The sequence below is a fragment of the Streptomyces sp. NPDC046335 genome, from assembly GCF_055587985.1.
The window spans coordinates 107,277-128,789 of record NZ_JBVJFF010000011.1; the positions used below are offsets into that span (position 1 = coordinate 107,277).

At 70.5% G+C, this 21,513-nt stretch carries 25 protein-coding genes; 2 read left to right on the forward strand and 23 right to left on the reverse strand.

The annotated features are described in order from the left end of the window. Window positions 1–54: 54 nt before the first annotated feature. The 6 genes from rlmN to rpsB all read right to left on the reverse strand — a co-directional run bounded on the left by rlmN (window position 55) and on the right by rpsB (window position 5,998). A complete protein-coding gene (gene rlmN / locus ACZ6JY_RS26520; RefSeq protein WP_447040264.1) occupies window positions 55–1,161 on the reverse strand; it encodes a dual-specificity RNA methyltransferase RlmN in 1,107 nt (368 codons plus the stop codon). Between the two features lie 135 nt (window positions 1,162–1,296). Beyond that, complete coding sequence (locus ACZ6JY_RS26525) at window positions 1,297–2,409, reverse strand: phosphatidate cytidylyltransferase (protein WP_469199585.1); 1,113 nt, start codon at window positions 2,407–2,409, stop codon at window positions 1,297–1,299. 32 nt (window positions 2,410–2,441) lie between these two features. Continuing rightward, window positions 2,442–2,999 carry a ribosome recycling factor gene (gene frr, locus ACZ6JY_RS26530; protein WP_469199587.1) on the reverse strand — a complete coding sequence of 186 codons (558 nt, stop codon included), beginning with the start codon at window positions 2,997–2,999 and terminating at the stop codon, window positions 2,442–2,444. Between the two features lie 156 nt (window positions 3,000–3,155). Continuing rightward, window positions 3,156–3,920, reverse strand: a complete 765-nt coding sequence (pyrH, locus tag ACZ6JY_RS26535) for a UMP kinase (RefSeq protein WP_469199589.1) — start codon at window positions 3,918–3,920, stop codon at window positions 3,156–3,158. Between the two features lie 201 nt (window positions 3,921–4,121). Beyond that, on the reverse strand, window positions 4,122–4,958 hold the full coding sequence (gene tsf, locus ACZ6JY_RS26540; RefSeq protein ID WP_469199591.1) for a translation elongation factor Ts: 837 nt from the start codon (window positions 4,956–4,958) through the stop codon (window positions 4,122–4,124). A 101-nt stretch (window positions 4,959–5,059) separates the two neighbouring features. Then, window positions 5,060–5,998 carry a 30S ribosomal protein S2 gene (gene rpsB / locus ACZ6JY_RS26545; RefSeq protein ID WP_469199593.1) on the reverse strand — a complete coding sequence of 313 codons (939 nt, stop codon included), beginning with the start codon at window positions 5,996–5,998 and terminating at the stop codon, window positions 5,060–5,062. A gap of 545 nt (window positions 5,999–6,543) precedes the next feature. Between rpsB and ACZ6JY_RS26550 the strand changes: the two genes are divergently transcribed. Beyond that, window positions 6,544–7,101, forward strand: a complete 558-nt coding sequence (locus tag ACZ6JY_RS26550) for a M23 family metallopeptidase (protein WP_469199595.1) — start codon at window positions 6,544–6,546, stop codon at window positions 7,099–7,101. A gap of 103 nt (window positions 7,102–7,204) precedes the next feature. On the opposite strand, the gene ACZ6JY_RS26555 is transcribed toward ACZ6JY_RS26550, so the two are convergent. From ACZ6JY_RS26555 to ACZ6JY_RS26635, 17 genes are all read right to left on the reverse strand, one after another. Next, window positions 7,205–7,762, reverse strand: a complete 558-nt coding sequence (locus ACZ6JY_RS26555; RefSeq protein WP_469199597.1) for a TetR/AcrR family transcriptional regulator — start codon at window positions 7,760–7,762, stop codon at window positions 7,205–7,207. Between the two features lie 106 nt (window positions 7,763–7,868). Further along, complete coding sequence (gene whiG, locus ACZ6JY_RS26560; protein WP_062783716.1) at window positions 7,869–8,711, reverse strand: RNA polymerase sigma factor WhiG; 843 nt, start codon at window positions 8,709–8,711, stop codon at window positions 7,869–7,871. 345 nt (window positions 8,712–9,056) lie between these two features. After that, on the reverse strand, window positions 9,057–10,217 hold the full coding sequence (dprA, locus tag ACZ6JY_RS26565; protein ID WP_469199599.1) for a DNA-processing protein DprA: 1,161 nt from the start codon (window positions 10,215–10,217) through the stop codon (window positions 9,057–9,059). Further along, window positions 10,214–11,833: a YifB family Mg chelatase-like AAA ATPase gene (locus ACZ6JY_RS26570; protein ID WP_469199601.1), complete on the reverse strand. Its 1,620-nt coding sequence runs from the start codon at window positions 11,831–11,833 to the stop codon at window positions 10,214–10,216. The genes dprA and ACZ6JY_RS26570 overlap by 4 nt, the downstream gene beginning before the upstream one ends. Continuing rightward, a complete protein-coding gene (locus tag ACZ6JY_RS26575) occupies window positions 11,833–12,240 on the reverse strand; it encodes a YraN family protein (RefSeq protein WP_469199603.1) in 408 nt (135 codons plus the stop codon). Before ACZ6JY_RS26575 ends, ACZ6JY_RS26570 begins: the two co-directional genes overlap by 1 nt. A 120-nt stretch (window positions 12,241–12,360) precedes the next feature. Further along, on the reverse strand, window positions 12,361–12,669 hold the full coding sequence (locus ACZ6JY_RS26580; protein ID WP_003965949.1) for a DUF2469 domain-containing protein: 309 nt from the start codon (window positions 12,667–12,669) through the stop codon (window positions 12,361–12,363). Window positions 12,670–12,724: 55 nt separating this feature from the next. Then, the gene (locus ACZ6JY_RS26585; RefSeq protein WP_469199606.1) at window positions 12,725–13,234 is read right to left on the reverse strand and encodes an NUDIX hydrolase; all 510 of its coding nucleotides are present in this window, start codon (window positions 13,232–13,234) and stop codon (window positions 12,725–12,727) included. Next, the gene (lepB, locus tag ACZ6JY_RS26590) at window positions 13,224–13,979 is read right to left on the reverse strand and encodes a signal peptidase I (protein WP_469199608.1); all 756 of its coding nucleotides are present in this window, start codon (window positions 13,977–13,979) and stop codon (window positions 13,224–13,226) included. The genes ACZ6JY_RS26585 and lepB (ACZ6JY_RS26590) overlap by 11 nt, the downstream gene beginning before the upstream one ends. 80 nt (window positions 13,980–14,059) lie before the next feature. Beyond that, on the reverse strand, window positions 14,060–15,022 hold the full coding sequence (gene lepB / locus ACZ6JY_RS26595; RefSeq protein ID WP_469199610.1) for a signal peptidase I: 963 nt from the start codon (window positions 15,020–15,022) through the stop codon (window positions 14,060–14,062). Further along, the gene (gene lepB, locus ACZ6JY_RS26600; protein ID WP_469199612.1) at window positions 14,907–15,992 is read right to left on the reverse strand and encodes a signal peptidase I; all 1,086 of its coding nucleotides are present in this window, start codon (window positions 15,990–15,992) and stop codon (window positions 14,907–14,909) included. The genes lepB (ACZ6JY_RS26595) and lepB (ACZ6JY_RS26600) overlap by 116 nt, the downstream gene beginning before the upstream one ends. Further along, complete coding sequence (gene lepB, locus ACZ6JY_RS26605; protein WP_469199614.1) at window positions 15,985–16,701, reverse strand: signal peptidase I; 717 nt, start codon at window positions 16,699–16,701, stop codon at window positions 15,985–15,987. The genes lepB (ACZ6JY_RS26600) and lepB (ACZ6JY_RS26605) overlap by 8 nt, the downstream gene beginning before the upstream one ends. Before the next feature lie 45 nt (window positions 16,702–16,746). Continuing rightward, window positions 16,747–17,097 (reverse strand): 50S ribosomal protein L19, encoded by a 351-nt coding sequence (gene rplS / locus ACZ6JY_RS26610; protein ID WP_469199616.1) that lies wholly within the window; start codon window positions 17,095–17,097, stop codon window positions 16,747–16,749. A gap of 131 nt (window positions 17,098–17,228) precedes the next feature. Continuing rightward, a complete protein-coding gene (trmD, locus tag ACZ6JY_RS26615) occupies window positions 17,229–18,050 on the reverse strand; it encodes a tRNA (guanosine(37)-N1)-methyltransferase TrmD (RefSeq protein ID WP_469199618.1) in 822 nt (273 codons plus the stop codon). Beyond that, window positions 18,050–18,622 (reverse strand): ribosome maturation factor RimM, encoded by a 573-nt coding sequence (gene rimM / locus ACZ6JY_RS26620; protein WP_469199620.1) that lies wholly within the window; start codon window positions 18,620–18,622, stop codon window positions 18,050–18,052. Before rimM ends, trmD begins: the two co-directional genes overlap by 1 nt. A gap of 93 nt (window positions 18,623–18,715) precedes the next feature. Next, window positions 18,716–18,955 (reverse strand): RNA-binding protein, encoded by a 240-nt coding sequence (locus ACZ6JY_RS26625; protein ID WP_014176063.1) that lies wholly within the window; start codon window positions 18,953–18,955, stop codon window positions 18,716–18,718. 2 nt (window positions 18,956–18,957) lie between these two features. Beyond that, window positions 18,958–19,395: a 30S ribosomal protein S16 gene (gene rpsP / locus ACZ6JY_RS26630; RefSeq protein ID WP_447040246.1), complete on the reverse strand. Its 438-nt coding sequence runs from the start codon at window positions 19,393–19,395 to the stop codon at window positions 18,958–18,960. Window positions 19,396–19,585: 190 nt separating this feature from the next. After that, window positions 19,586–20,182, reverse strand: a complete 597-nt coding sequence (locus ACZ6JY_RS26635) for a hypothetical protein (RefSeq protein ID WP_447040245.1) — start codon at window positions 20,180–20,182, stop codon at window positions 19,586–19,588. Between the two features lie 440 nt (window positions 20,183–20,622). On the opposite strand from ACZ6JY_RS26635, the gene ACZ6JY_RS26640 reads away from it, so the two are divergent. After that, entirely contained in the window at window positions 20,623–21,510 is an 888-nt protein-coding gene (locus tag ACZ6JY_RS26640; RefSeq protein ID WP_469199623.1) for an SAM-dependent methyltransferase, read from the forward strand. Window positions 21,511–21,513: the final 3 nt, after the last annotated feature.

Here is a 21,513-nt window from a genome sequence, read left to right on the forward strand (position 1 = left end):
GAATATGCAGATGTGTGTACGGACTCGTACGACCGGACCCGTACGACCGCCAGACTACCTCTCGGCGGCGGCGAGCTGGCCGCACGCCCCGTCGATCTCCTGGCCACGGGTGTCCCGGATCGTCACCGGCACACCATGGGCGGCGATGGCCTCGACGAACGCCTTCTCGTCCTCGGGCCGCGAGGCCGTCCACTTGGAGCCCGGCGTCGGGTTCAGCGGGATGAGGTTGACATGCACCGGCTTGCCCTTGAGCATCCTGCCGAGACGGTCGCCTCGCCACGCCTGGTCGTTGATGTCGCGGATGAGCGCGTACTCGATGGAGAGGCGGCGGCCCGACTTCGCGGCATACTCCCAGCCTGCGTCGAGCACCTCGCGCACCTGCCAGCGCGTGTTGACCGGGACGAGGGTGTCGCGCAGCTCGTCGTCCGGCGCGTGCAGCGAGATCGCGAGGCGGCACTTGAAGCCCTCGTCGGAGAACCGGTGGATGGCCGGCACGAGGCCCACCGTCGACACCGTGATCCCGCGCTGCGAGAGGCCGAGGCCGTCCGGCTCGGGGTCGGTGAGGCGGCGGATGGCGCCGGTCACGCGGTTGTAGTTGGCCAGTGGCTCGCCCATGCCCATGAAGACGATGTTGGAGAGCCGCGCGGGACCGCCGGGGATCTCGCCGTCCCGCAGCGCGCGCATGCCGTCGACGATCTGGTGCACGATCTCGCCCGTCGACAGGTTCCGGTCGAGGCCGGCCTGTCCGGTGGCGCAGAACGGGCAGTTCATGCCGCAGCCCGCCTGGGAGCTGATGCACATGGTCACCCGGTCGGGATAGCGCATGAGCACGGACTCGACGAGCGTCCCGTCGAAGAGCCGCCAGAGCGTCTTGCGGGTGGTGTCGTCGTCGCAGCTGATGTGCCGCACCACGGACATCAGATCGGGCAGCAGCGCTTCCCGGAGCTTCTCGCGCGCACCGGCGGGGATGTCGGTCCACTCGGCCGGGTCGTGGGCGTACCGCCCGAAGTAGTGCTGCGAGAGCTGCTTGGCGCGGAACGCCTTCTCGCCGGTGGCGGCGACGGCTTCCTTGCGCTCGGCGGGCGTGAGGTCGGCGAGATGCCGCGGCGGCTTCTTGGCACCGCGGGGCGCGACGAAAGTGAGTTCTCCAGGTACAGGCATGGTCCATCCAGTGTCGCAGACATACGAAGAGGGACCCGCCGCCCTGTGGACAACGAGTCCCTCCGTACGTTTACGCAGGTCAAACGGTCGAACGGTGATGCGAACAGTGGACCGTCGCCCCGTGAGGCCGACGGATCAGCCCGACCCCACGAAGACGACCAGCAGAAGCCAGACCACCGGGGCCGTCGGGAGGAGGGAGTCGAGGCGGTCCATGATGCCGCCGTGGCCCGGGAGCAGCGTGCCCATGTCCTTGATCCCGAGGTCCCGCTTGATCATCGACTCGCCGAGGTCGCCGAGCGTGGCGCTCGCCGCGACCGCGAGGCCGATCAGCAGGCCCTGCCACCACGCGCCGCCGTCGATCAGGAACTCCATGCACAGCGCGCCCGCGGCCATCGCGAACGTGACCGCGCCCAACAGGCCCTCGCGGGTCTTGCCGGGGCTGATGCGGGGCGCGAGCTTGTGCTTGCCGAAGCGCCAGCCGATCGCGTACGCCCCGGTGTCGCTGACCACGGTCAGGAGCAGGAACGTGAGCACCCGCTGCGGACCGTCGTCCGCGGTGAGCATCAGCGCCACGAACGTCGCGAGGAAAGGCACGTAGAACGTGGCGAAGACGCCCGCCGTGACGTCCTTGAGATAGCCCTCGGGTGGCTCGATCATGCGCCAGACGAGCACCGCGAGCGCGGTGAGCGCCATCGCCACCCACGCGCCCTCGGTCCCGCGGACATAACCGGCGACGACCATCGCGGCGCCGCCCAGCGCGAGCGGCACCAGCGGCGCCTTGATGCCCTTGCGCTCCTGGAGCCGCGAGGTCAGCTCCCAGAGGCCGACGACGACGGCGACCGCTATGACGCCGATGAAGACGGCCTTCACGATGAACAGCGAGGCGACGATCACCGCGCCGAGCCCCACGCCGACTCCTATGGCCGCCCCGAGGTCACGGCCCGCGCTCTTCTTCTGCGGAGGCTGCGGAGCTGCCGGGGTTGGCTGTGGTGCGCTGGGCATGGGCTCCTGCGGGGGGTCGTCACGGAACGGGGGGCCGCCCATCCGAGTGGCCCCCCGGTCGCCGACCTGGTGTGAGCCGCTCACGGGAACGCCAGGCACGATGGGCATGGGCCGCGTCTCGGACGGAAGCAGCGCGTTCTGCGCATCGTACGCGGGACCTGCCGGGGGCGCGCCCTGACCGGGTCCCTGGTCGGGCGTCCCCCAGTAGCCGGCTCTGGGCGGCGCCCCCCAGGAAGAGTCGTTCACGGATCGGTTTCCTGATTCCTCGGACCGGAGCCTCAGACCTCGAGCAGCTCGGCTTCCTTGTGCTTGAGCAGCTCGTCCACCTGCGCGACGTACTTCGCGGTGGTGTCGTCGAGCTCCTTCTCGGCGCGACGGCCCTCGTCCTCGCCGATGTCGCCGTCCTTGACCGCCTTGTCGATGGTGTCCTTGGCCTTGCGGCGCACGGAGCGGATCGACACCTTCGAGTCCTCGGCCTTGCTCTTCGCGACCTTGATGTAGTCCCGGCGGCGCTCCTCGGTGAGCTCCGGGAACGTCACCCGGATGATGCTGCCGTCGTTGCTCGGGTTGACGCCGAGGTCGGAGTCGCGGATCGCCTGCTCGATGTTGCGCAGGGCGCTCTTGTCGAACGGGGTCACCACGGCCATCCGCGGCTCGGGAACCGAGAACGAGGCCAGCTGGTTGATCGGCGTCAGCGCGCCGTAGTAGTCGGCCACGATCTTGTTGAACATCGCCGGGTGCGCACGGCCGGTGCGGATCGCGGCGAAGTCCTCCTTGGCGACCACGACAGCCTTCTCCATCTTCTCCTCGGCCTCGAGGAGGGTCTCTTCGATCACCACTTGCTCCTGCGTGTCTTGAGTAGGCCCGGCCGGCACGGGATGGCCGGCTGCGTCGCGTGTCTTTCCTGCACGGTGTCCGACCGGCAGGGCTTTGTCCATCCCCTCAAGGGGCGTCTCGCATACGTTCCTTGAGGCTGGTTCAGGTCCCTGGGGTCAGGCTCGGCTTCCCTGATCGCCCACGAGTGTGCCGATCTTCTCACCCTTGACGGCCCGGGCGATATTGCCCGCGGAGAGCAGCTCGAAGACCAGGATGGGCAGCTTGTTGTCCCGGCACAGCGTGATCGCGGTCATGTCGGCGACCTTGAGGTCGCGGGTGATGACCTCGCCGTAGCCGAGCGCGTCGAACTTCACCGCGTCGGGGTTGGACTTCGGATCCGAGTCGTAGACACCGTCCACGCCGTTCTTGCCCATGAGCAGCGCCTCGGCGTCGATCTCCAGGGCGCGCTGGGCGGCGGTGGTGTCGGTGGAGAAGTACGGCATGCCCATGCCCGCACCGAAGATGACCACACGGCCCTTCTCGAGGTGGCGCACGGCTCGCAGCGGGATGTACGGCTCCGCGACCTGCCCCATGGTGATGGCGGTCTGGACGCGGCAGTCGATGCCCTCCTTCTCCAGGAAGTCCTGGAGGGCGAGGCAGTTCATGACGGTGCCGAGCATGCCCATGTAGTCGGAGCGGGCACGGTCCATGCCGCGCTGCTGGAGTTCGGCGCCGCGGAAGAAGTTGCCGCCGCCGATGACTACGGCGATCTGGGCACCGCCGCGGACCACGGCCGCGATTTCCCGGGCGATGGCGTGCACCACGTCGGGGTCGACCCCGAGGCCGCCACCACCGGCGAACGCCTCACCGGAGAGCTTCAGCAGGAAGCGTCCGGCCCCTTTGCCGTCGTCGTCACTCTTGGAGTCGGCCTTGGTGGTCATGGTGATCTCGCTTCTCTTACTTGACACACATGCGAAGAAGGCCACTGCCGGCGGGGTGTCGTTCGCATCCCATGCTCGGCAATGGCCTCCTCGTCAGATCCTGCGGTCGTACATCGCGCTCGAGTATCCCCTGAGGAGATCCCCGCGCGCGGGCGACCGCTGTCGACCCTAGCGGGGTCTACCGTCGATCGCGGTACGGACTCAGATGCCGACCTTGATGCGCGAGAAGCGCTTCAGGGTGACACCGGCCTCGGCGAGAACCTTCTCGACCGACTTCTTGTTGTCCAGCGCGTACGGCTGGCCGAGGAGGGTGGCCTCCTTGAAGAAGCCGTTCACGCGACCCTCGACGATCTTCGGGAGGGCGGCCTCGGGCTTGCCTTCGGCGCGGGTGGTCTCCTCGGCGACGCGACGCTCGGTCTCGACGACCTCGGCCGGGACGTCCTCGCGGGAGAGGTACTTCGGCGCGAAGGCGGCGATGTGCTGGGCGATGCCCTTGGCGACGTCGGCGTCGGCCTTGTCCAGCTCGACGAGGACACCGATCTGCGGGGGCAGGTCGGGCATCGTGCGGTGCATGTACGCGGAGACGTAGGCGCCCGAGAACTGTGCGAAGCGGTCCAGGACGATCTTCTCGCCGAGGTTGGCGTTGGCCTCGTCGACGTACGCCTGGACGGTCTTGCCGGCCTCGATCTCGGACGCGAGCAGCGCCTCGAGGTCGGCCGGGGACGTCTTGGCGATGTGGGCGGCGAGGTTGTTCGCCACGGCCTGGAACTTGTCGCCCTTGGCGACGAAGTCCGTCTCGCACTTCAGCTCGACGATGACACCGGAGGTGTTGTCGTCGGCGATGAGCGAGACCACGGCGCCGTTCTCGGCGGAGCGGCCCTCGCGCTTGGCGACGCCCTTCTGGCCCTTGATCCGGAGCGCCTCGACGGCCTTGTCGACGTTGCCCTCGGCCTCGTCGAGCGCCTTCTTGCAGTCCATCATGCCGGCGCCCGTGAGCTCACGGAGCTTCTTGACGTCGGCGGCGGTGTAGTTCGCCATGATCGAAAATTCTCTCTCGGAGTCTGAAAGATCTACGAAGGTGTACGGGTGAACGGCGGGGGCCGATCAGGCCCCCGCCGTCATCTACCGAACCTGTGCGGTCAGGCCTGCTCGGCGTCCGCGGCCGGGGCCTCGGCGGCGGGCGCCTCAGCGGCCGGAGCCTCGACGGCCGGAGCCTCAGCGGCAGCCTCGGCGGGCGCCTCAGCGGCGGCCTCGGCCGGCTTGTCCTCGGCCTTGGGGGCCTCGGCGTCGTCAGCCTTCTTCTCGCCCTCGAGCAGGTCGCGCTCCCACTCGGCGAGCGGCTCGCCGGCGGCCTTCTCGCCCGGCTTCTGGTCGCCCGTGGCGACACCGGAGCGGGAGATGAGGCCCTCGGCGACGGCGTCGGCGATCACGCGGGTGAGCAGGGTGACGGAGCGGATCGCGTCGTCGTTGCCCGGGATCTTGTAGTCGACCTCGTCGGGGTCACAGTTCGTGTCGAGGATCGCGACGACCGGAATGTTGAGCTTCCGGGCCTCGCCGACAGCGATGTGCTCCTTCTTGGTGTCCACGATCCAGACGGCGCTGGGCACCTTGGACATCTCGCGGATACCACCGAGGGTCTTCTCCAGCTTGGCCTTCTCGCGCGAGAGCACGAGAAGCTCCTTCTTGGTCAGACCGGAAGCGGCGACGTCCTCGAAGTCGATCTGCTCGAGCTCCTTGAGGCGCTGCAGACGCTTGTAGACGGTCGAGAAGTTGGTGAGCATGCCGCCCAGCCAGCGCTGGTTCACGTAGGGCATGCCGACGCGGGTGGCCTGCTCCGCGATGGCCTCCTGCGCCTGCTTCTTCGTGCCGACGAACATGACCGTGCCGCCGTGGGCGACGGTCTCCTTGACGAACTCGTAGGCGCGGTCGATGTACGACAGCGACTGGAGCAGGTCGATGATGTAGATGCCGTTGCGCTCCGTGAAGATGAATCGCTTCATCTTCGGGTTCCAACGACGGGTCTGGTGACCGAAGTGGACGCCGCTTTCCAGCAGCTCCCGCATCGTGACGACGGCCATGGCCGTTCTCCTTGAGATTCTCGGTTGTGCCGCGTGTGCCGGACGGCACTCGCGCCTGACGCCCGCTGTGCGCCTTGCCACTAGCCTTGCCGCTAGGGACCGAGGGGCGCTGACACCGGCTGTTGAGGGCCTGATGTCGGGGCGTGCGAAGTCGACCCGGTGACCCGGATCGCCACAAGAAGTGTACGGGACCCGCGGGGCCCCCGATGACGCCACCGCCCTTGACCAGCCGACGTGGGTTTCCGGGGGCTTTCGGCGGGAGCTTCCGGGCGGGGCTTCCGGCGGTGCGGGGCGGGGGTTTGGTGGGCGTGGGGGGCTACTTGGCGGGCGCTTGGCGGGGTGCGGTGCTTGGCGGGGCGGGCGCCTGGCGGGGCGGGGTGCTTGGCGGGGCGGGACAGGGTGGTGGGCTTGGCCGAGCCCGTGCGCGGTCATCGAGGGATTGCCGTCGTCTTCGGACGGGTGACGGAGTTATGCACAACGGGCCGGTCGTCCACGGATCCGGACCATGATCCCCGCGGAGCCCCGGAACGCGGGACGGTTCAGCAATGCGCCTGGAACTGCTCCTGACCACGCTCGCCGCCCTGCTGGCGACCACCCTGAACCTGCCCGCCCCCGCACCTGCCCCCGCACCTGCCTCCGCACCGGACCCACCCCCGGCCACGGCCTGGCCGGTCGGCACCCGCCCCACGGTCCTGCGTGCCTGGGACCCGCCGGCGACGGGCTACGGCGCGGGCCACCGCGGAGTGGATCTCGCCGCGCCTCCGGGCAGCCCGGTGCGGGCGGTGGCTCCCGGCCGGGTCTCGTTCGCGGGGCAGGTCGCGGGCCGGGGCGTGGTCTCGGTGGAACTGGACGGCACGGGCGACCCTCCGCTGCGTACGACGTACGAGCCGGTGCGGCCGGCCCTGAAGAAGGGTGCCAAGGTCGCCGCGGGCGAGCGGGTCGGCACCCTGGCGCCCCCTACGGGCCACTGCCCCGCGAGCTGCCTCCACTGGGGGCTCCGCAGAGCCGACACCTACCTGGACCCACTGACCCTGCTGCCGCCTTGGCTGCTCGACCGCGGCCCGTCGCGACTGCTCCCGGTCGAGGGGGCACCCATGCGCTGAGAGACGCCACGCCGCGCCACGCACCGGCGAACGGAGGCCGGCACCGCTACGGCACCTGACACCGCGGGCCCAGCCGAACACCGCCGGCCCAGCCGATGCCGCCTCAGCCCCGCACCCCCCGCAGGGCCATGGAGACCGCCGCTTCGGTGATGGCGACGGGGTTCTCCGCCGCGCCCAGTTCGATCCGGCGCACCGCCGCGTCCACCACGCCCTGGAGCAGCATCGCGGCCAGCCGAGGCTGCTCGTGCCCGAGGCTTTCGAGCGCCTCGACGATCATGGCGATGAGTCCGCCGTGCGCGGCCCGGATCTTCTCCCGGGCCCCCGCGTCGAGCTCGCTCGCGGAGATGGCCACGACCGCCCGGTGGCGCCGGTCGCCCACCAGGGCGAGCTGCTGCCTGACGTACGCCTCGACCTTGCCCTCGGCCGAATCCGCGCCCTGCATCGCCGCCGAGACCTCGGCCGCCCAGACGGGGAAGTCGACTTCGCAGAGCTCTTCGACCACGGCCGCCCGTGACCGGAAGTACTCATACACGGACGACCGGGCGAGCCCGGTGCGCTCGGCGAGAGCGGGGAAGGTCAACGCCTCCGTACCGCCCTCGGACAGCAGGGACCGCGCGGCGTCCAGCAGGGCCCCGCGCTGCATCGACCGGTGCTCGGCCACTGAGGCCGCTCGAATCCTTGGCACAGCTCCACCTTACGGACGGGACGCCTCGCACGGGAGCCGCTCCCCCCGTCCGGGCGCCTCCGGCAGGACCGATTCAGCGCGCTCAACGCCCGAAACTCGCCAGCTTCGCCCGCAACTGGAGCACCGACTTCGTGTGGATCTGGCTCACCCGGCTCTCGGTCACCCCGAGGACGTTGCCGATCTCGGCGAGCGTGAGTCCCTCGTAGTAGTAGAGCGTCACGACGGTCTTCTCGCGCTCCGGCAGGGTGTTGATCGCCCGCGCGAGAAGCCGGCGCAGCTCCCGGTCCTCGGCCACCTCGACGGGGTTGTCGGCCGCGTGGTCCTCGAGCGTGTCCATCAGGCTGAGGCGGTCGCCGCCGTCGCCGCCGACGTGCAGGAGCTCCTCCAGCGCCACCACGTTAGCCAGCGACAACTGGCTGAAAATGGCGTGCAGTTCCTCCACGGCGATGCTCATCTCGGCGGCCACCTCGCTCTCCGAGGGGGTCCGCCGGAGCTGCGCCTCCAGAGTCGCGTAGGCGCGCTCGACGTTGCGGGCCTTCTGCCGTACGGACCGCGGGATCCAGTCGAGCGCCCGCAGCTCGTCGATCATCGCGCCGCGGATACGCGTGATCGCGTAGGTCTCGAACTTGATCGACCGCTCGATGTCGAACTTCTCGATCGCGTCGATCAGCCCGAACACCCCGGACGAGACGAAGTCGGCCTGCTCCACGTTGGGCGGCAGCCCCACGCTGACCCGGCCCGCGACGTACTTGACCAGCGGCGAGTAGTGCAGGATCAGCTGCTCCCGCAGCCGCCCGTCCCCCGTCTCCTTGTACGAGCGCCACAACTCGTCCAGCGACGAGGGGGCGGGAGGCCGCTCCTGCTCGCCGCTTCGGGCGGCGGGGGGAACCGCTGCCCGGTCGGACCCTGAGGTGTGCTGGGGCATTCTTCGCCTTGAGCCGTTCTGCCGTGTACGGGTGAGGTCGCGTCGGTCGCTCTGGTCGCGCGGAGCGGTGACATCGCCGGTGCCGCTCCCGCCACCGCGGTGGGAAGTGTCCGTGAAGTGAGTGAGATTGTCCGTCTCGTTGCCTGTCCGCGTCGGAATGCTCGTGAGCGTAGCGTGACTGAAGTGTCGCAGTGTGCGAAGGCGGGGGGCTGAATCGTGCGCAGATACGTTCCGCTGGGGCCTCGAAGGTGTCCCTGTCGTCGCAGTGTGTGACGGCATCGGCGCGCCAACTCCGCCATTCCGCAAGGGCCGTCGAGAGTCATCCGTCCGGCGGAACACGCTCGGTCACGATTCACCTCCGCCGGGGAAGACGGCCGGCTTCGCCTGGCGTGTCAACTGCCAGCCGTCGCCGTGTCGTTCGACGAACCCCATCGATTGAAGTTCGTACAGGCGCCCTACGGCGTCGTCCTCGGACGTGCCCCCGCCGACCGCGAGGTCACGCGCCGTCGCACGTCCCCGCGCGGGCAGGGCCGCCAGGACACGCGCCGCCCCCGGGTCGAGAAGGTCACGCGGCAGCACGGGGCCGCGCCGCTCAGGAGCCAGCTCGCCCATGCCTCCGACCAGCTCGACGACTTCCGCGGCGTCGGTCACGAGGACACCGCCGGCCCGCAGCAGCTCGTGCACTCCGGCGGAGAGACCGCTGGTCGCGGGGCCAGGCACCCCCATGGTGAAGCGACCGAGCTCCTGCGCGGAGCGGGCCGTGGCGAGCGCCCCGCTGCGGTATGCGGCCTCTACCACCACCGTCCCCCTGGTCAGGGCGGCGATCACCCTGTTCCGCAGGATGAAGCGGCTCGGCGTCGGATGATCCCCCGGCGGCAACTCGCCGACGACGAGCCCCTGTTCCGCGATCCGTCCGATCAACTCGGCGTGGCCGCGTGGATAGGGCCGGTCGACCCCGCACGCCAGCACGGCCACGGTGGCTCCCCCCGCGCCGAGCGCCCCGCGGTGCGCGGCGCCGTCCACTCCGTACGCCCCACCGGAGACCACGATCCAGCCGCGCTCTGCCAGCCCCGCCCCGAGCATGGCCGCCATGTGCGCGCCGTACCCCGTGCAGGCCCGTGAGCCCACGACGGCCACCGACCGCAGTGCCCATATGCGCAGCGAGGGCCTGCCCCGCACCCAGAGCCCGACCGGCCGCCCGTCACCGAGGTCGTCCAGCGGTGACGGCCACTCGACGTCCCCCGGGCACACGAACCGCGCCCCGACGTCCCGCGCCACCGCCAGATCCCGCTCCGGCCGCGGCTCGGCGGCCCGGGCCCGCAACCCTTCCCACCGCCGTGCGCTCACCCCGGGCAGCGGCTTCTCTTCCCGGAGGCTGTGCAGCACCTCGACCGGACCGCGCTCGCGCAGCCACCGGCCGCCGATCGTGTCGCCGGGTTCGAGCACTCGTGTCAGGGCGGCCCTGGCCAGCCGCTCCTCGTCGGTCGGCGGGCCCGCCGAGGTCACCGCGCCGCCCCGATCGCCGTCGGGACGCCGCGTGAGATTCCCGTACGCAGTTGCAGTGCGAGGGCGACGTCCTGTGCGCAGGGCCGGTCGTGTCCCGCGAGGTCCGCGACGGTCCAGGCCACCCGCAGGACGCGGTCGAGGCCGCGGGCGGTGAGGAAGCCGCGCTCCAGGTCCAGCTCGGCCGCGTCCAGCGCGCCGGGGACGGCGGGCCACCGGGTGCGCAGGGCGTGTCCGGGGACTTCGCTGTTGGTCCGCCAGCCGGTGCCGGACAGCCGGGCCGCCGCTCGCTCCCGTGCGGCGCGCACCCGGTCGGCGACGGTCCGGGTGGACTCGCCGCGCGTGGCGTAGCCCGCCAGTTCGGAGCGGGTGACGGCCTCCACCTCCACCCTGAGGTCGACCCGGTCGAGCAGCGGGCCCGAGAGCCGGGCCTGATAGCGCCGGATGACGGAGGCGGGGCAGTCGCAGCCGTCGCCGAGCAGTGTGTGCCGCCCACAGGGGCAGGGGTTGGCCGCGAGCACCATGAGGAACTTCGCGGGCAGCCGCACGACGCCCGCGCTGCGGGCGATGACCACGTGACCCGATTCGAGGGGCTGCCGCAGGGAGTCCAGGGCCTGGCTGCTGAACTCGGGAGCTTCGTCCAGAAACAGCACCCCCCGGTGAGCCAGCGACACCGCGCCCGGCCGTGCCAGCCCCTTGCCGCCGCCCACCAGGGACTGCATCGTCGCGGAGTGGTGGGGCGCGCAGTAGGGCGCGGCGTCCAGCATCGGCCTGCCCGGCGGCAGCATGCCGGCCACCGAGTGGACGGCCGTCACTTCCAGGGAGTCCTCGCGGCTCAGCGGCGGCAGGATCGCCGGCAGCCGCTCCGCGAGCATGGTCTTCCCCGCGCCCGGCGGGCCTTGCAGGAAAAGGTGGTGCGCCCCCGCGGCGGCCACCTCGATGGCGGTCCTCGCCGCGGCCTGTCCCACGACGTCCGCCAGTTCCAGCGCGTGGGCGTCGTCCGGCGCGCCGCCGAGACCTGTGCCCACTCCGGTGCCGGGAACGCAGAGGCCCGCCAGCATCGGGTCGGGCCGCCCTGGCTCCTCCGGTTCCTCGTCCGGCACCGGCTCGTCGGTGAGCACCGCGATGAGCTGCCGCAGGCTGCGCACACCGAGCACCGAGATGCCCGGCACCAGTGAGGCCTCGGCGGCCGTGCACTCGGGGACGACCACCTGCTCATAGCCCGCGTCCGCCGCCGCGAGGACGGCCGGCAGGACCCCCCGCACGGGCCGCACCCGTCCGTCGAGCCCCAGCTCCCCGATCATGACGATGTCGGCGAGCACCCTGGGGTCGATCCGCTCGGCCGCGCCGAGGACGGCGCAGGCGACGGCCAGATCGAAGCCGCTGCCGCCCTTCGGCACCGAGGCCGGGCTCAGCCCCACGGTGAGCTTCTTCTGCGGCCACTCACCGCCCGAGTTGACCACCGCGGCCCTGACGCGGTCGCGGCTCTCCGTCAGGCTCTTGTCCGGCAGGCCCACCAGCGTGAACGCCGCCACGCCCGGCTCCAGACCGGCCTGCACCTCGACCACGACGCCTTCGACACCCACCAGCGCCACGGAACACGTACGCGCGAAGCCCATCACGCCACCCCCCGCGCATGCTCGACGACGGGGGCGCCGCGTCGCGGGAGCAGGATGCCGACGAGGTCGATGCGGACGCCGCCCGGCGGTGGGCCGCCGCGCTCCTCGATCCAGCGCTCGGCCAGCCGCCGGAGCCGCTCCGCCTTGCCGGGGCCCACGGCCGCCATCGGATGCTCGAACAGCGTGGGGCCGACCAGGCCCGCTCTGCGCGTCTTGACCTCGCAGACGACGAGGGCCTCGCCGTCCAGGGCCACGATGTCGATCTCTCCGGACCTGCCCGCGCGCCAGTTGCGCGCCAGGACCGTCATCCCCGACTCGACCAGCCGCCGGGCGGCCAGTTCTTCGCCGTACTTGCCGAGTGCTCCGCGTGCGTTCATGTCGGCACCACCTCCGACACACACGGTCACGGATCCGCTCGCACCTATTGGATCTTGGTGCGTTACTCGCCGGTTGTGGACAACTCCGTCGCCCTGGCGGTGGACCACTCCGTCACCCGGGCGAGCGCCTCAGCCGGGACGACCGGCGACTCAGCCCCCGGGCAGCTCAAGATCGCTCTTGTTGAGCTCCTCGATATTCACGTCCTTGAACGTGAGAACGCGCACCTGCTTCACGAACCGCGCCGGCCTGTACATGTCCCACACCCAGGCGTCCGCCATCGACACCTCGAAGAACACCTCACCCTGGACCGAGTGCACCTGCATCTCATAGTCATTGGTGAGGTAGAAACGCCGCTCGGTCTCGATCACGTATTTGAACAGACCGACGACATCGCGGTACTCCCGGTAGAGCTTCAGCTCCATCTCGGTCTCGTACTTCTCGAGGTCCTCGGCGCTCATGGCATGTTCCCCTTCAGCCGTGCGTCCCCCTATTGTGCGTCAGCCCCGGGAGCCCCTACACGATTTCCGTGTCGAGGACCTCGGGCCGCTCAGGGGGCCCTTCGTCGAGCAGTCTGCGCAACAGCTCGGCGAGTCTGGTCGGGTACACCGTCTCATGACCCTCGGTCAGTTCCCGGCACGTCCACCAACGTGCTCCGGCGACACTGCGGCGCTCCAGCTCCGTCAGGCCCTCCGCGGCGATCGCCGTCTGTGCCGTGCGCGCCAGGTAGTACCACTCGTCCTGGTCCCAGCGCCGCCCGTCGAAGGGGAAGGAGCAGACCCGCCGCCACAGGATGGGCCCGAGCTCGACCTCTGTGATGCCCGTCTCCTCGCGCAGCTCACGCAGCGCGGCCTCTTCCCGCGTCTCGTCGCCCTCCACGCCGCCGCCCGGCGTGAACCACCAGTCGTCGGCCGGATCCGCCGGCTCGTGGCCGTGCAGCAGCAGGATGCGGTCTTCCGGATCGAGCACGACCACCCGTGCCACCCTGCGCAGCGGCCGCCCGGTCAGAGAGGCCTCAGCCGACACGAGCCGCCTCCGCCCCACGGCCCCTGTCGCGTCCGCGTCCGACCCGCTTGGCCACCGGTCCGTACGCCGCCCCGCCGAGCACGAGCACCATGCCCACGACGATCGCGATCACCATCAGGCGCAGCGGTCCCGGCTCGGAGAGGCCGCCCGGCATGTCCGCGAAGCCCTCGGGCCGCTCCAGCATGCCGAACTTGTCCATGGGCCAGGCGACCGCGTCGACCCGGGCCTGCACCGCGCCGCGCGGCACCGAGCCGTTCTCACCGTCGCCCAGGTGCACGCTGGAGTCCATGGAGCCGCTGCGCTCGTCGCCGAGCAGGAACAGGCGCCCCTCGGGGACCGTCGTGGCGGGGATGCCCGTGGCCGCGGCGCCCGTGCCGTCAGGAAGATACGGTTCGGCGATTTCCTCGCCGTTGACGGTCAGCTTGCCGTCCTTGCAGCAGGCGATCTTGTCGCCGCCCACGCCGACCACACGCTTGACCATCGGCAGGTTGCCCCAGGTCGACTGCTCGAAGACGACGACGTCACCGCGGCGCACCTCGTCGCCGTCGATGCGCTGGGCGAGCACGCGGTCGCCCGAGCCGATCGTCGGCGTCATCGACCCCGTGGGCACCGTGTACGGCTGGTACAGGACCGCACCCCAGACGAACCCGCCGAGGAACAGCACACAGCCGAGGGCCACGGCGACGCCCGACAGCACGCTGCCCAGCCGTCCGTGGCCCTCGGCCGTACGACGTGTCCTGCTCATCCCAGTGCTCCCCCGTCTCGGAGACGACCTCGCCGCCCGTACCCACGGACGGCGGAAGATCGGTGATCTGGGACGGCACCCTACCCGGCGGTACTGCCGCCAGAAACCCTCGCTGCCCGCCCGGCGGCGACCGTGAGGCGCCGTCGGCGCCACAGCACGATGGGGACCGCGCCCGCGAGGCCGAGGGCGCCGGGAGCGGCGCTCGACAGGGCGTTGATGCCCGACTGGTCGAAGGTGTCCGGCTTGGGCAGCGTCGCCCAGCGGGTGGGCGGCCAGGCGATGACGATGGCACGGCCCACGACGTTGTCCACGGGGACTGCGCCGCCGCCGGGCTGGTTCTGGTGGTAGCGGGAGTCCAGGGAGTTCTGCCGGTGGTCTCCCATGACCCAGATTTTGCCCGGCGGTACGGTGACCTTGAACTGGCCGCCCTGGTCGTCAGAGCTGCACGGGGTGTTCCCCGCGAAGACGTAGGGCTCGTTCAGCGCCTTGCCGTTGACCTTCACCGGGCCCGTGCCCTTGCACTCCACCGTGTCGCCCGCGACACCGACGACGCGCTTGATGAGGTCCTTCTCGTCGGCGGACGGCATCAGGCCGATCCAGCCGAGGACCCGCTGGATCGCGTTCGGGTCGGGGGTCGGCTCGCCGTCCAGCCAGTGGCCCGGGTCCCTGAAGACGACGACCTCGCCGCGCTCGGGCTCGGAGCCGAACCACGGTGTCAGTTTGTCGACGAGAACGCGGTCGCCCTGCTGCAGCGTGTTCTGCATCGAGTCCGACGGGATCGAGAACGCCTGGACCAGGAAGGACTTGATGACCAGCGCCAGGACGAGGGCGATGCCGATGAGGAGCGGCAGCTCCTTCCAGAAGGACCGCGGCTTCTTCGGCCGCCCGATGGCCCGCTCGCCCTCCGTGCTTTCGCCGTGCCCGGCGTCATTCCCGGGGGGCGCGCCGTCCGTGGCGCCTTCGACGCCCGGCTCGTCGGATCCTCCCGGCCGCTCCTCGGGCCCCTCGTGTTCGGATCGTGCGCCGACCGCCAAATCCCCCACATCCACTCCTCAGTCCGTGCCACCGCCTGCCCCAGATGTGATGCAGGCCCACCACTCCCATAACGAGCGGGAGTTCCGCAGGGGTCGGGAGCCGGATCAATCCATGTCGATCGCTCAGGGCCACCCTATGCGACGCCCCTGTGACGGCGTCCGAGGCCGCACGCGCGTCGGGCACGGACGCGTACGTCTCCGGCTCCTCCAGCCTGCGCCAGTGGCCGAAGGGCCAGGCGATGACGAGGGCTCGCCCGACGACCTGGTCCTCGGAGACGGTGCCGCCGAACTTCTCGGTGCGGTGGAAGCGGGAGTCGGCCGAGTCGCTGCGGTGGTCGCCCATCATGAAGAGGCGGCCTTCGGGGACCTTCACCCTGAACTCGAAGGCCGAGGGCTTGTCGCCGGGGTGGATGTAGGGCTCGTCGAGCGGTACGCCGTTGACGGTGACCTTGTCGTTCTTGTCGCAGCACTTCACGGTGTCGCCGCCGACGCCGATCACGCGTTTGATCAGGTCGCGCTCGCTGTCTGAGGGCAGCAGGCCGATCTGGGTCAGGCCTTCCTTGACCTGCTTGACGACCACGGGGTCGTCCTTCTTCTTGCCCTGTTCCTCTTCGAGCCAGTTGCCGGGGTCCTTGAAGACGACGACGTCACCGCGCTCCGGCTTCGAACCGAACCAGGGGGTGAGCTTGTCGACCAGGACCCGGTCACCGATGCGGATCGTCTGCTCCATGGAGCCGGAGGGGATCACGAAGGCCTGCACCAGGAAGGTCTTCAGGACGAGGGCTATGAGCAGGGCCACCCCTATGAGGAGCGGTATCTCCTTGATCGCCGAGCGCCGTCTGCGCCGTTTGACCTTCTTGGCGAGTTTGCGGCGCTCGGCACGGCCGGGCAGCGCGGGACCGCTGGTCGGCCGGGAGCCCGTGGGCAGCCGGGTGTCGGCCGCGTGCCCCGAAGTCCGCGCCCGCCCGCGGTTACCCATGCGCGCCGCCGGGTTCGGGCACGCGCGCGTAGCTGTCGGGACGGTCCAGGGAGGTCCAGTGGCCGACCGGCCAGGCGATCCAGTCGGCCCGGCCGATGACCTCGGAGACCGGGACCATGCCGCCGCCCGGCTGTCCCAGGTGGTCCCGGGAGTCGCTGGAGTCGCTGCGGTGGTCGCCCAGCAGGAACAGGCTGTCCTCGGGCACCACGACGTCGAAGGGCACCTGCGAAGGGGCGTCCCCCGGGTACAGGAAGGGCTCGTCGACGGGCTCGCCGTTCACCTTGATCCTCCCCCGCTCGCAGACCACACGGTCTCCCCCCACGCCCACGACCCGCTTGATGTAGTCGGCGTCCCCGAAGTACCCGCTGCCGTCGAAGACGACCACGTCGCCGCGCCGCGGCTCGGAACCGAAACGGTACGCCAACTTGTTGACGAGTACCCGGTCCCCGACCCGGAACGCGGGCTCCATGGAGCCGCTCGGGATCTGGAAGGGCTGCACCACGAAGGCGCTGACAAGGAGCAGGGCCCCCAGGCACAGCAGGAAGGTGGCGGTGTATCCGCCGCCCGGCAGCCGGGCGATCAGGGACATGAAAACGGAGCGCGACCGTTCCTCCGTCTCCTCGGGTGCTTCGGCGACGTCGGGGACGTCTCCGGAACCGGAGGGTGTGGAGGAGCGGTCGCGCTCCGTGTGCTGTGCTTCGCTGTCCATCGGGGCCAGATGCTATCCGGCCCGGCTGTGGACCCGTGCGGGAGCTCAGTTGTCGCGCTTCTCCTTGATCTTCGCGGCCTTGCCGCGCAGCTCACGGAGGTAGTACAGCTTGGCGCGACGCACGTCACCGCGGGTCACGAGCTCGATCTTCTCGACGATCGGCGTGTGCACCGGGAAGGTGCGCTCGACGCCGACGGAGAAGGAGACCTTGCGGACCGTGAAGGTCTCGCGCACGCCGGCGCCCTGGCGACGGATGACTACGCCCTTGAACTGCTGCACACGGGAGCGGTTGCCCTCGATGACGCGGACGTGGACGTTGACGGTGTCACCCGGGCGGAACGCGGGGACGTCGCTGCGCAGCGACGCGCTGTCGACGGAGTCGAGCAGGTTAGCCATGATCGTCTGCTTTCTTCACTGATGCCACAGGTCATCAGCGGTATGTGGTGATGAGGATTCGGTAGCTGATCGCGTCGGGCGGGCGTCGTTCCCCCTGTGGCAGGGGCGCGCGCTGGACGTACAGCAGCGGCCTATTCTTCCACGGCGTCGGGGTCTCGCCCAAATCGGCCGTCGGGACCCGGCCGCCACCCCAGGATCGAGAGCATCTCGCGGTCCTTCTTGTCGAAGGTGGCGGGGTCGCAGCGCTCGATGAGGTCGGGCCTGTTGCGGGTGGTGCGGCGCAGCGCCTCGTCCCGGCGCCAGCGCGCGATCTTGCCGTGGTGGCCGCTGACCAGGACGTCCGGGATGCCGTGGCCACGCCACTCGGGGGGCTTGGTGTAGACGGGCCCTTCGAGGAGGTTGGCCATGGCGCCGGGGGCGAAGGAGTCGTCGCGGTGGGACTCGGCGTTGCCGAGGACGCCGGGCAGCAGCCGGGCCACCGCCTCGGTGACGACCAGTACGGCGGCTTCCCCGCCCGCGAGGACGTAGTCGCCGATGGACACTTCGTAGACGGGCATCCGGGTCGCGTACTCGTCCATGACGCGGCGGTCGATGCCTTCGTAGCGAGCCGGCGTGAAGACGAGCCAGGGGCGCTCGGAGAGCTCGACGGCCAGTTCCTGGGTGAAGGGACGGCCGCTCGGCGTGGGGACGACGAGGACGGGCCCGTGGGCCCCCACCTCGTACCCCTCGGCGAGTACGTCGTCGAGGGCGGCGCCCCAGGGGTCGGTCTTCATGACCATGCCGGGACCGCCGCCGTAGGGGGTGTCGTCGACCGTGTTGTGGCGGTCGTACGTCCACTCCCTGAGGTCGTGCACGTTCACGTCGAGCCGGCCACGCGCGCGTGCCTTGCCGACGAGGGAGACGTTCAGGGGCTCCAGGTACTCGGGGAAGATCGTGACGACGTCGAGCCGCATCAGGCGCCGTCCTCCTGGGCGGCCGCTTCCTCGGCGGCGTCCCTGGCGGAGGCGATCTCCGCGCGGTCGTCGATGAGGCCGGGGGGCGGGTCGATGACCGCGCGCTGCTCTTCGAGGTCGATCTCGGTGACGATCTCCTCGACGAAGGGGATCATGACCTCGCTGCCGTCGGGGCGCTCCACGATGAACAGGTCCTGCGAGGGCAGGTGCGAGATCTCCGTGATGCGGCCGACCTCGGTGCCGTCCGTGGTGACCACGTCCAGGTCCATCAGCTGGTGGTCGTAGTACTCGTCGGGGTCCTCCGGGAGCTCCTCCGGGTTCACCTCGGCGATCAGGAGGGTGTTGCGCAGCGCTTCGGCGCCCGTGCGGTCGCGCACGCCCTCGAAGCGCAGCAGGAGGCGGCCGCTGTGCACCCGGCCGGTCTCGATGGTCAGCGGTCCCGTGGCGGCGGGGTCGGTGGCGAGCACGGCACCGGGGCCGAGCCGCAGCTCCGGCTCGTCGGTGCGGACCTCGACGGTGACCTCACCCTTGATGCCGTGGGCACGGCCGATGCGGGCGACTACCAACTGCACTGCGTTTCTCCTCATCCAACGACTACGGGCCGGGGAAGGCCCTGAAGCCCTCCCCGGCCCGAGCCGGTGCTGCTGTGGTTCTGCGAAGCCGGTTCAGCGAACCTGGTCCACGTCGACGAGGTCGACGCGGACACCGCGGCCACCGATGGCGCCCACGACAGTGCGCAGAGCGCGCGCGGTGCGGCCGTTGCGGCCGATCACCTTGCCGAGGTCGTCGGGGTGGACCCGGACTTCGAGGACGCGCCCGCGACGCAGGTTGCGCGAGGCCACCTGCACGTCGTCGGGATTGTCGACGATGCCCTTCACGAGGTGCTCGAGAGCCTCCTCGAGCATGCTCAGGCCTCGGTCGACTCGGTGGACGTGGCCTCGGCCTCGTCCGCCTTCTTGTCAGACTTCTTGGCCTTCTGGGTGATGGCCTCACCCTTGGCGTCGTCGCCCTCGAGACCCTTGGTGAAGGCCTCGAACGCAGCGCGCTTGTCCTTGGGCTCGGCGACCTTCAGCGGCGCCGGGGCGGGCAGGCCCTTGTGCGCCTGCCAGTCACCGGTGAGCTTCAGGATGGCCATGACCGGCTCGGTCGGCTGAGCGCCGACGGACAGCCAGTACTGGGCACGCTCCGAGTTGACCTCGATGCGCGACGGGTTCTGCACCGGGTGGTACAGACCGATCTCCTCGATGGCCCGGCCATCACGGCGGGTACGGGAGTCGGCGACGACGATGCGGTAGTGAGGCGCGCGGATCTTGCCCAGACGCTTCAGCTTGATCTTGACTGCCACGGGAGTGGTGTCTCCTGGTCTTGACGTGGGTGGGCACAACGAAGATGCCGCGTGGGGTTGCGGTACTCGAGTGCCCGATGGACGCGTCAGCCGGAGGAGAGAGGGGTCCTATGCGACTGTCGAGTACAGCTAGCCATTGTGCCATACGTCGGCGGGGCGCCCGCACCCGGTCCGGGCGCCCCGCACCAGCTCAGCCCACGCCCGCGCCGACCACTTCCGGAATACGGAAAGGCTTGCCGCAGCCGCCGCACATGATGGGCGCCTGGGCGAGGACGGAGGGGACCACGCGCACATTGCGTCCGCAGTCGCAGACGGCCTTCACGCGCACGCCGCCCCCCGAGGAGCCGTGCCGGGCGGCCGGTCCGCGGAAGCTGCGCGCGGTGTCCGCGGTCGTCGCCACGGTGTGCGCCTTCAGGGCGCGCTGGAGCCGCTCGATCGTCGGGCGATACCGCTTGCGGGCCTCGGGATTCAGCGTGACCAGGGAGAAGCCGCTGCTCGGGTGCGGTTCCTCCGGATGGTCCAGACCCAGCTCCTCGGCGATCGCGAGGAATCTGCGGTTGTGATAACGGCCGGCTCGTGACGTGTCGCGTACGCCGCGCGAGGCGGCGATGCCATGGACTGCCTCGTGAAGCAGTCGCTCGAAGGAGAGCTCGGCGCCGCAGGCGGACGACGACTCTCCGATCAGGGATTCGGGCGCGGCAAGGTCTGGCAGCTCGGAGTGGTGCCGCTGAATGTCGGCCCACGCCTGTGCCAGCTCTGCGGCGAGAACAGGTGGTGTCGTGCTCACGTCGTGACAACGAGCCGGGTGCCCTGGGGGTTCCATTCCGGGGCATCTCAAATAATTTGCACGTACCCGTCAGTTGCCATTGATGCGTCCGGACGAGGGCGGGTGCGCTGATCTGCGGAGAAGCCTCACAGCTCACACCAAGCCGGTACGTAGTGGCGCGTACGCCCCGGCGCGTAGGGCGCTTCCTCACGCCGGGCGGGCCATGACTGCGACGTTACCCGGCCTCGCCTCCGCCGCGGGCACCGCCCCGTTCGCGTCGGCGCCCTTTTCCCCGGGGGGCGCACGACGGGGGCACGCAAGCAGTCCCCGACAACCTCTGGACGTCAGGACCGATGCGGAGTTCTCTGGCATACGGGGGAAGTGCGGGCGCACCGCACGGGGGCGGACGAACCGTTGACCACCGGAACGGCCATAACTCTCAGCGGATTGGGGCGCTTTCGATGACACCAACACTCGCGCAGTCGCACCTCCCCCACGCGGGCTCAGCGCCCCGTGCGGACTTGTGCGCACGCGCGCGTGACTGGGCGGAGATTCAGGAACGGATGCTGGTCCCGCTCTATGAAGCGGTGTACGAACGGCTCGAAGTGGGCCATGGCACCCGGTTGCTCGGCCTCGGCTGCGGCTCCGGGCTCGCCCTTCTGATGGCCGCCTCGCGGGGCGCCACGGTCACCGGCGTCGAGGCGTCGGCGCCCGAGCGGCTTGACCTCGCGCGGACACGACTGCTGCGGGACGCCACGGCGGACGCGGCGCCGCGGCCACGCGCGCGTGGCGCGGCGACTCTCGTCGAGGGCGGCCCGGCGGACGCTGCGGGCCCCGAGGCGCCCGCGTACGACCTGATCACCGCGTTTCACCCGATCGGGTGTGTGGCGGGCGACTCCGAAGGGCTCTCCTCGCTCCTGGAGGGAGCGGCTCCGCTCGCCGCGCGCGGCGCGAGCGTCGTGCTCGTCGGATGGGGACCTCCGGAGCGCTGTGCGACCTCCACCGTGCTGCGGGTGGCGGCCAAGCTCGCCGATCCGCTGCGCAGTACGGGAAGTTGGCGCCCGGCGCTCCGGGACGACCTGGAGGAGGTCGCCCAGCGGGCGGGGCTCAAGCCGGACGGCTCGGGGCGGGTGGCGTGCCCCTTCGGCTACGCGGACGTCGACAGCGCGGTCCGTGGGCTGCTCTCGACCGGCCTGTTCGACGCGGCGGTGGGCGCCACGGATCAGGAGCAGGTCGACAAGGAGCTGACGGAGGCACTGCATCCGCACCGCAGGCACGACGGGACCGTGTGGATGTCGAACGTCTTCAGGTATCTGATCGCCCGCGTACCCGGACGTCCCGAGTCCTGAGCG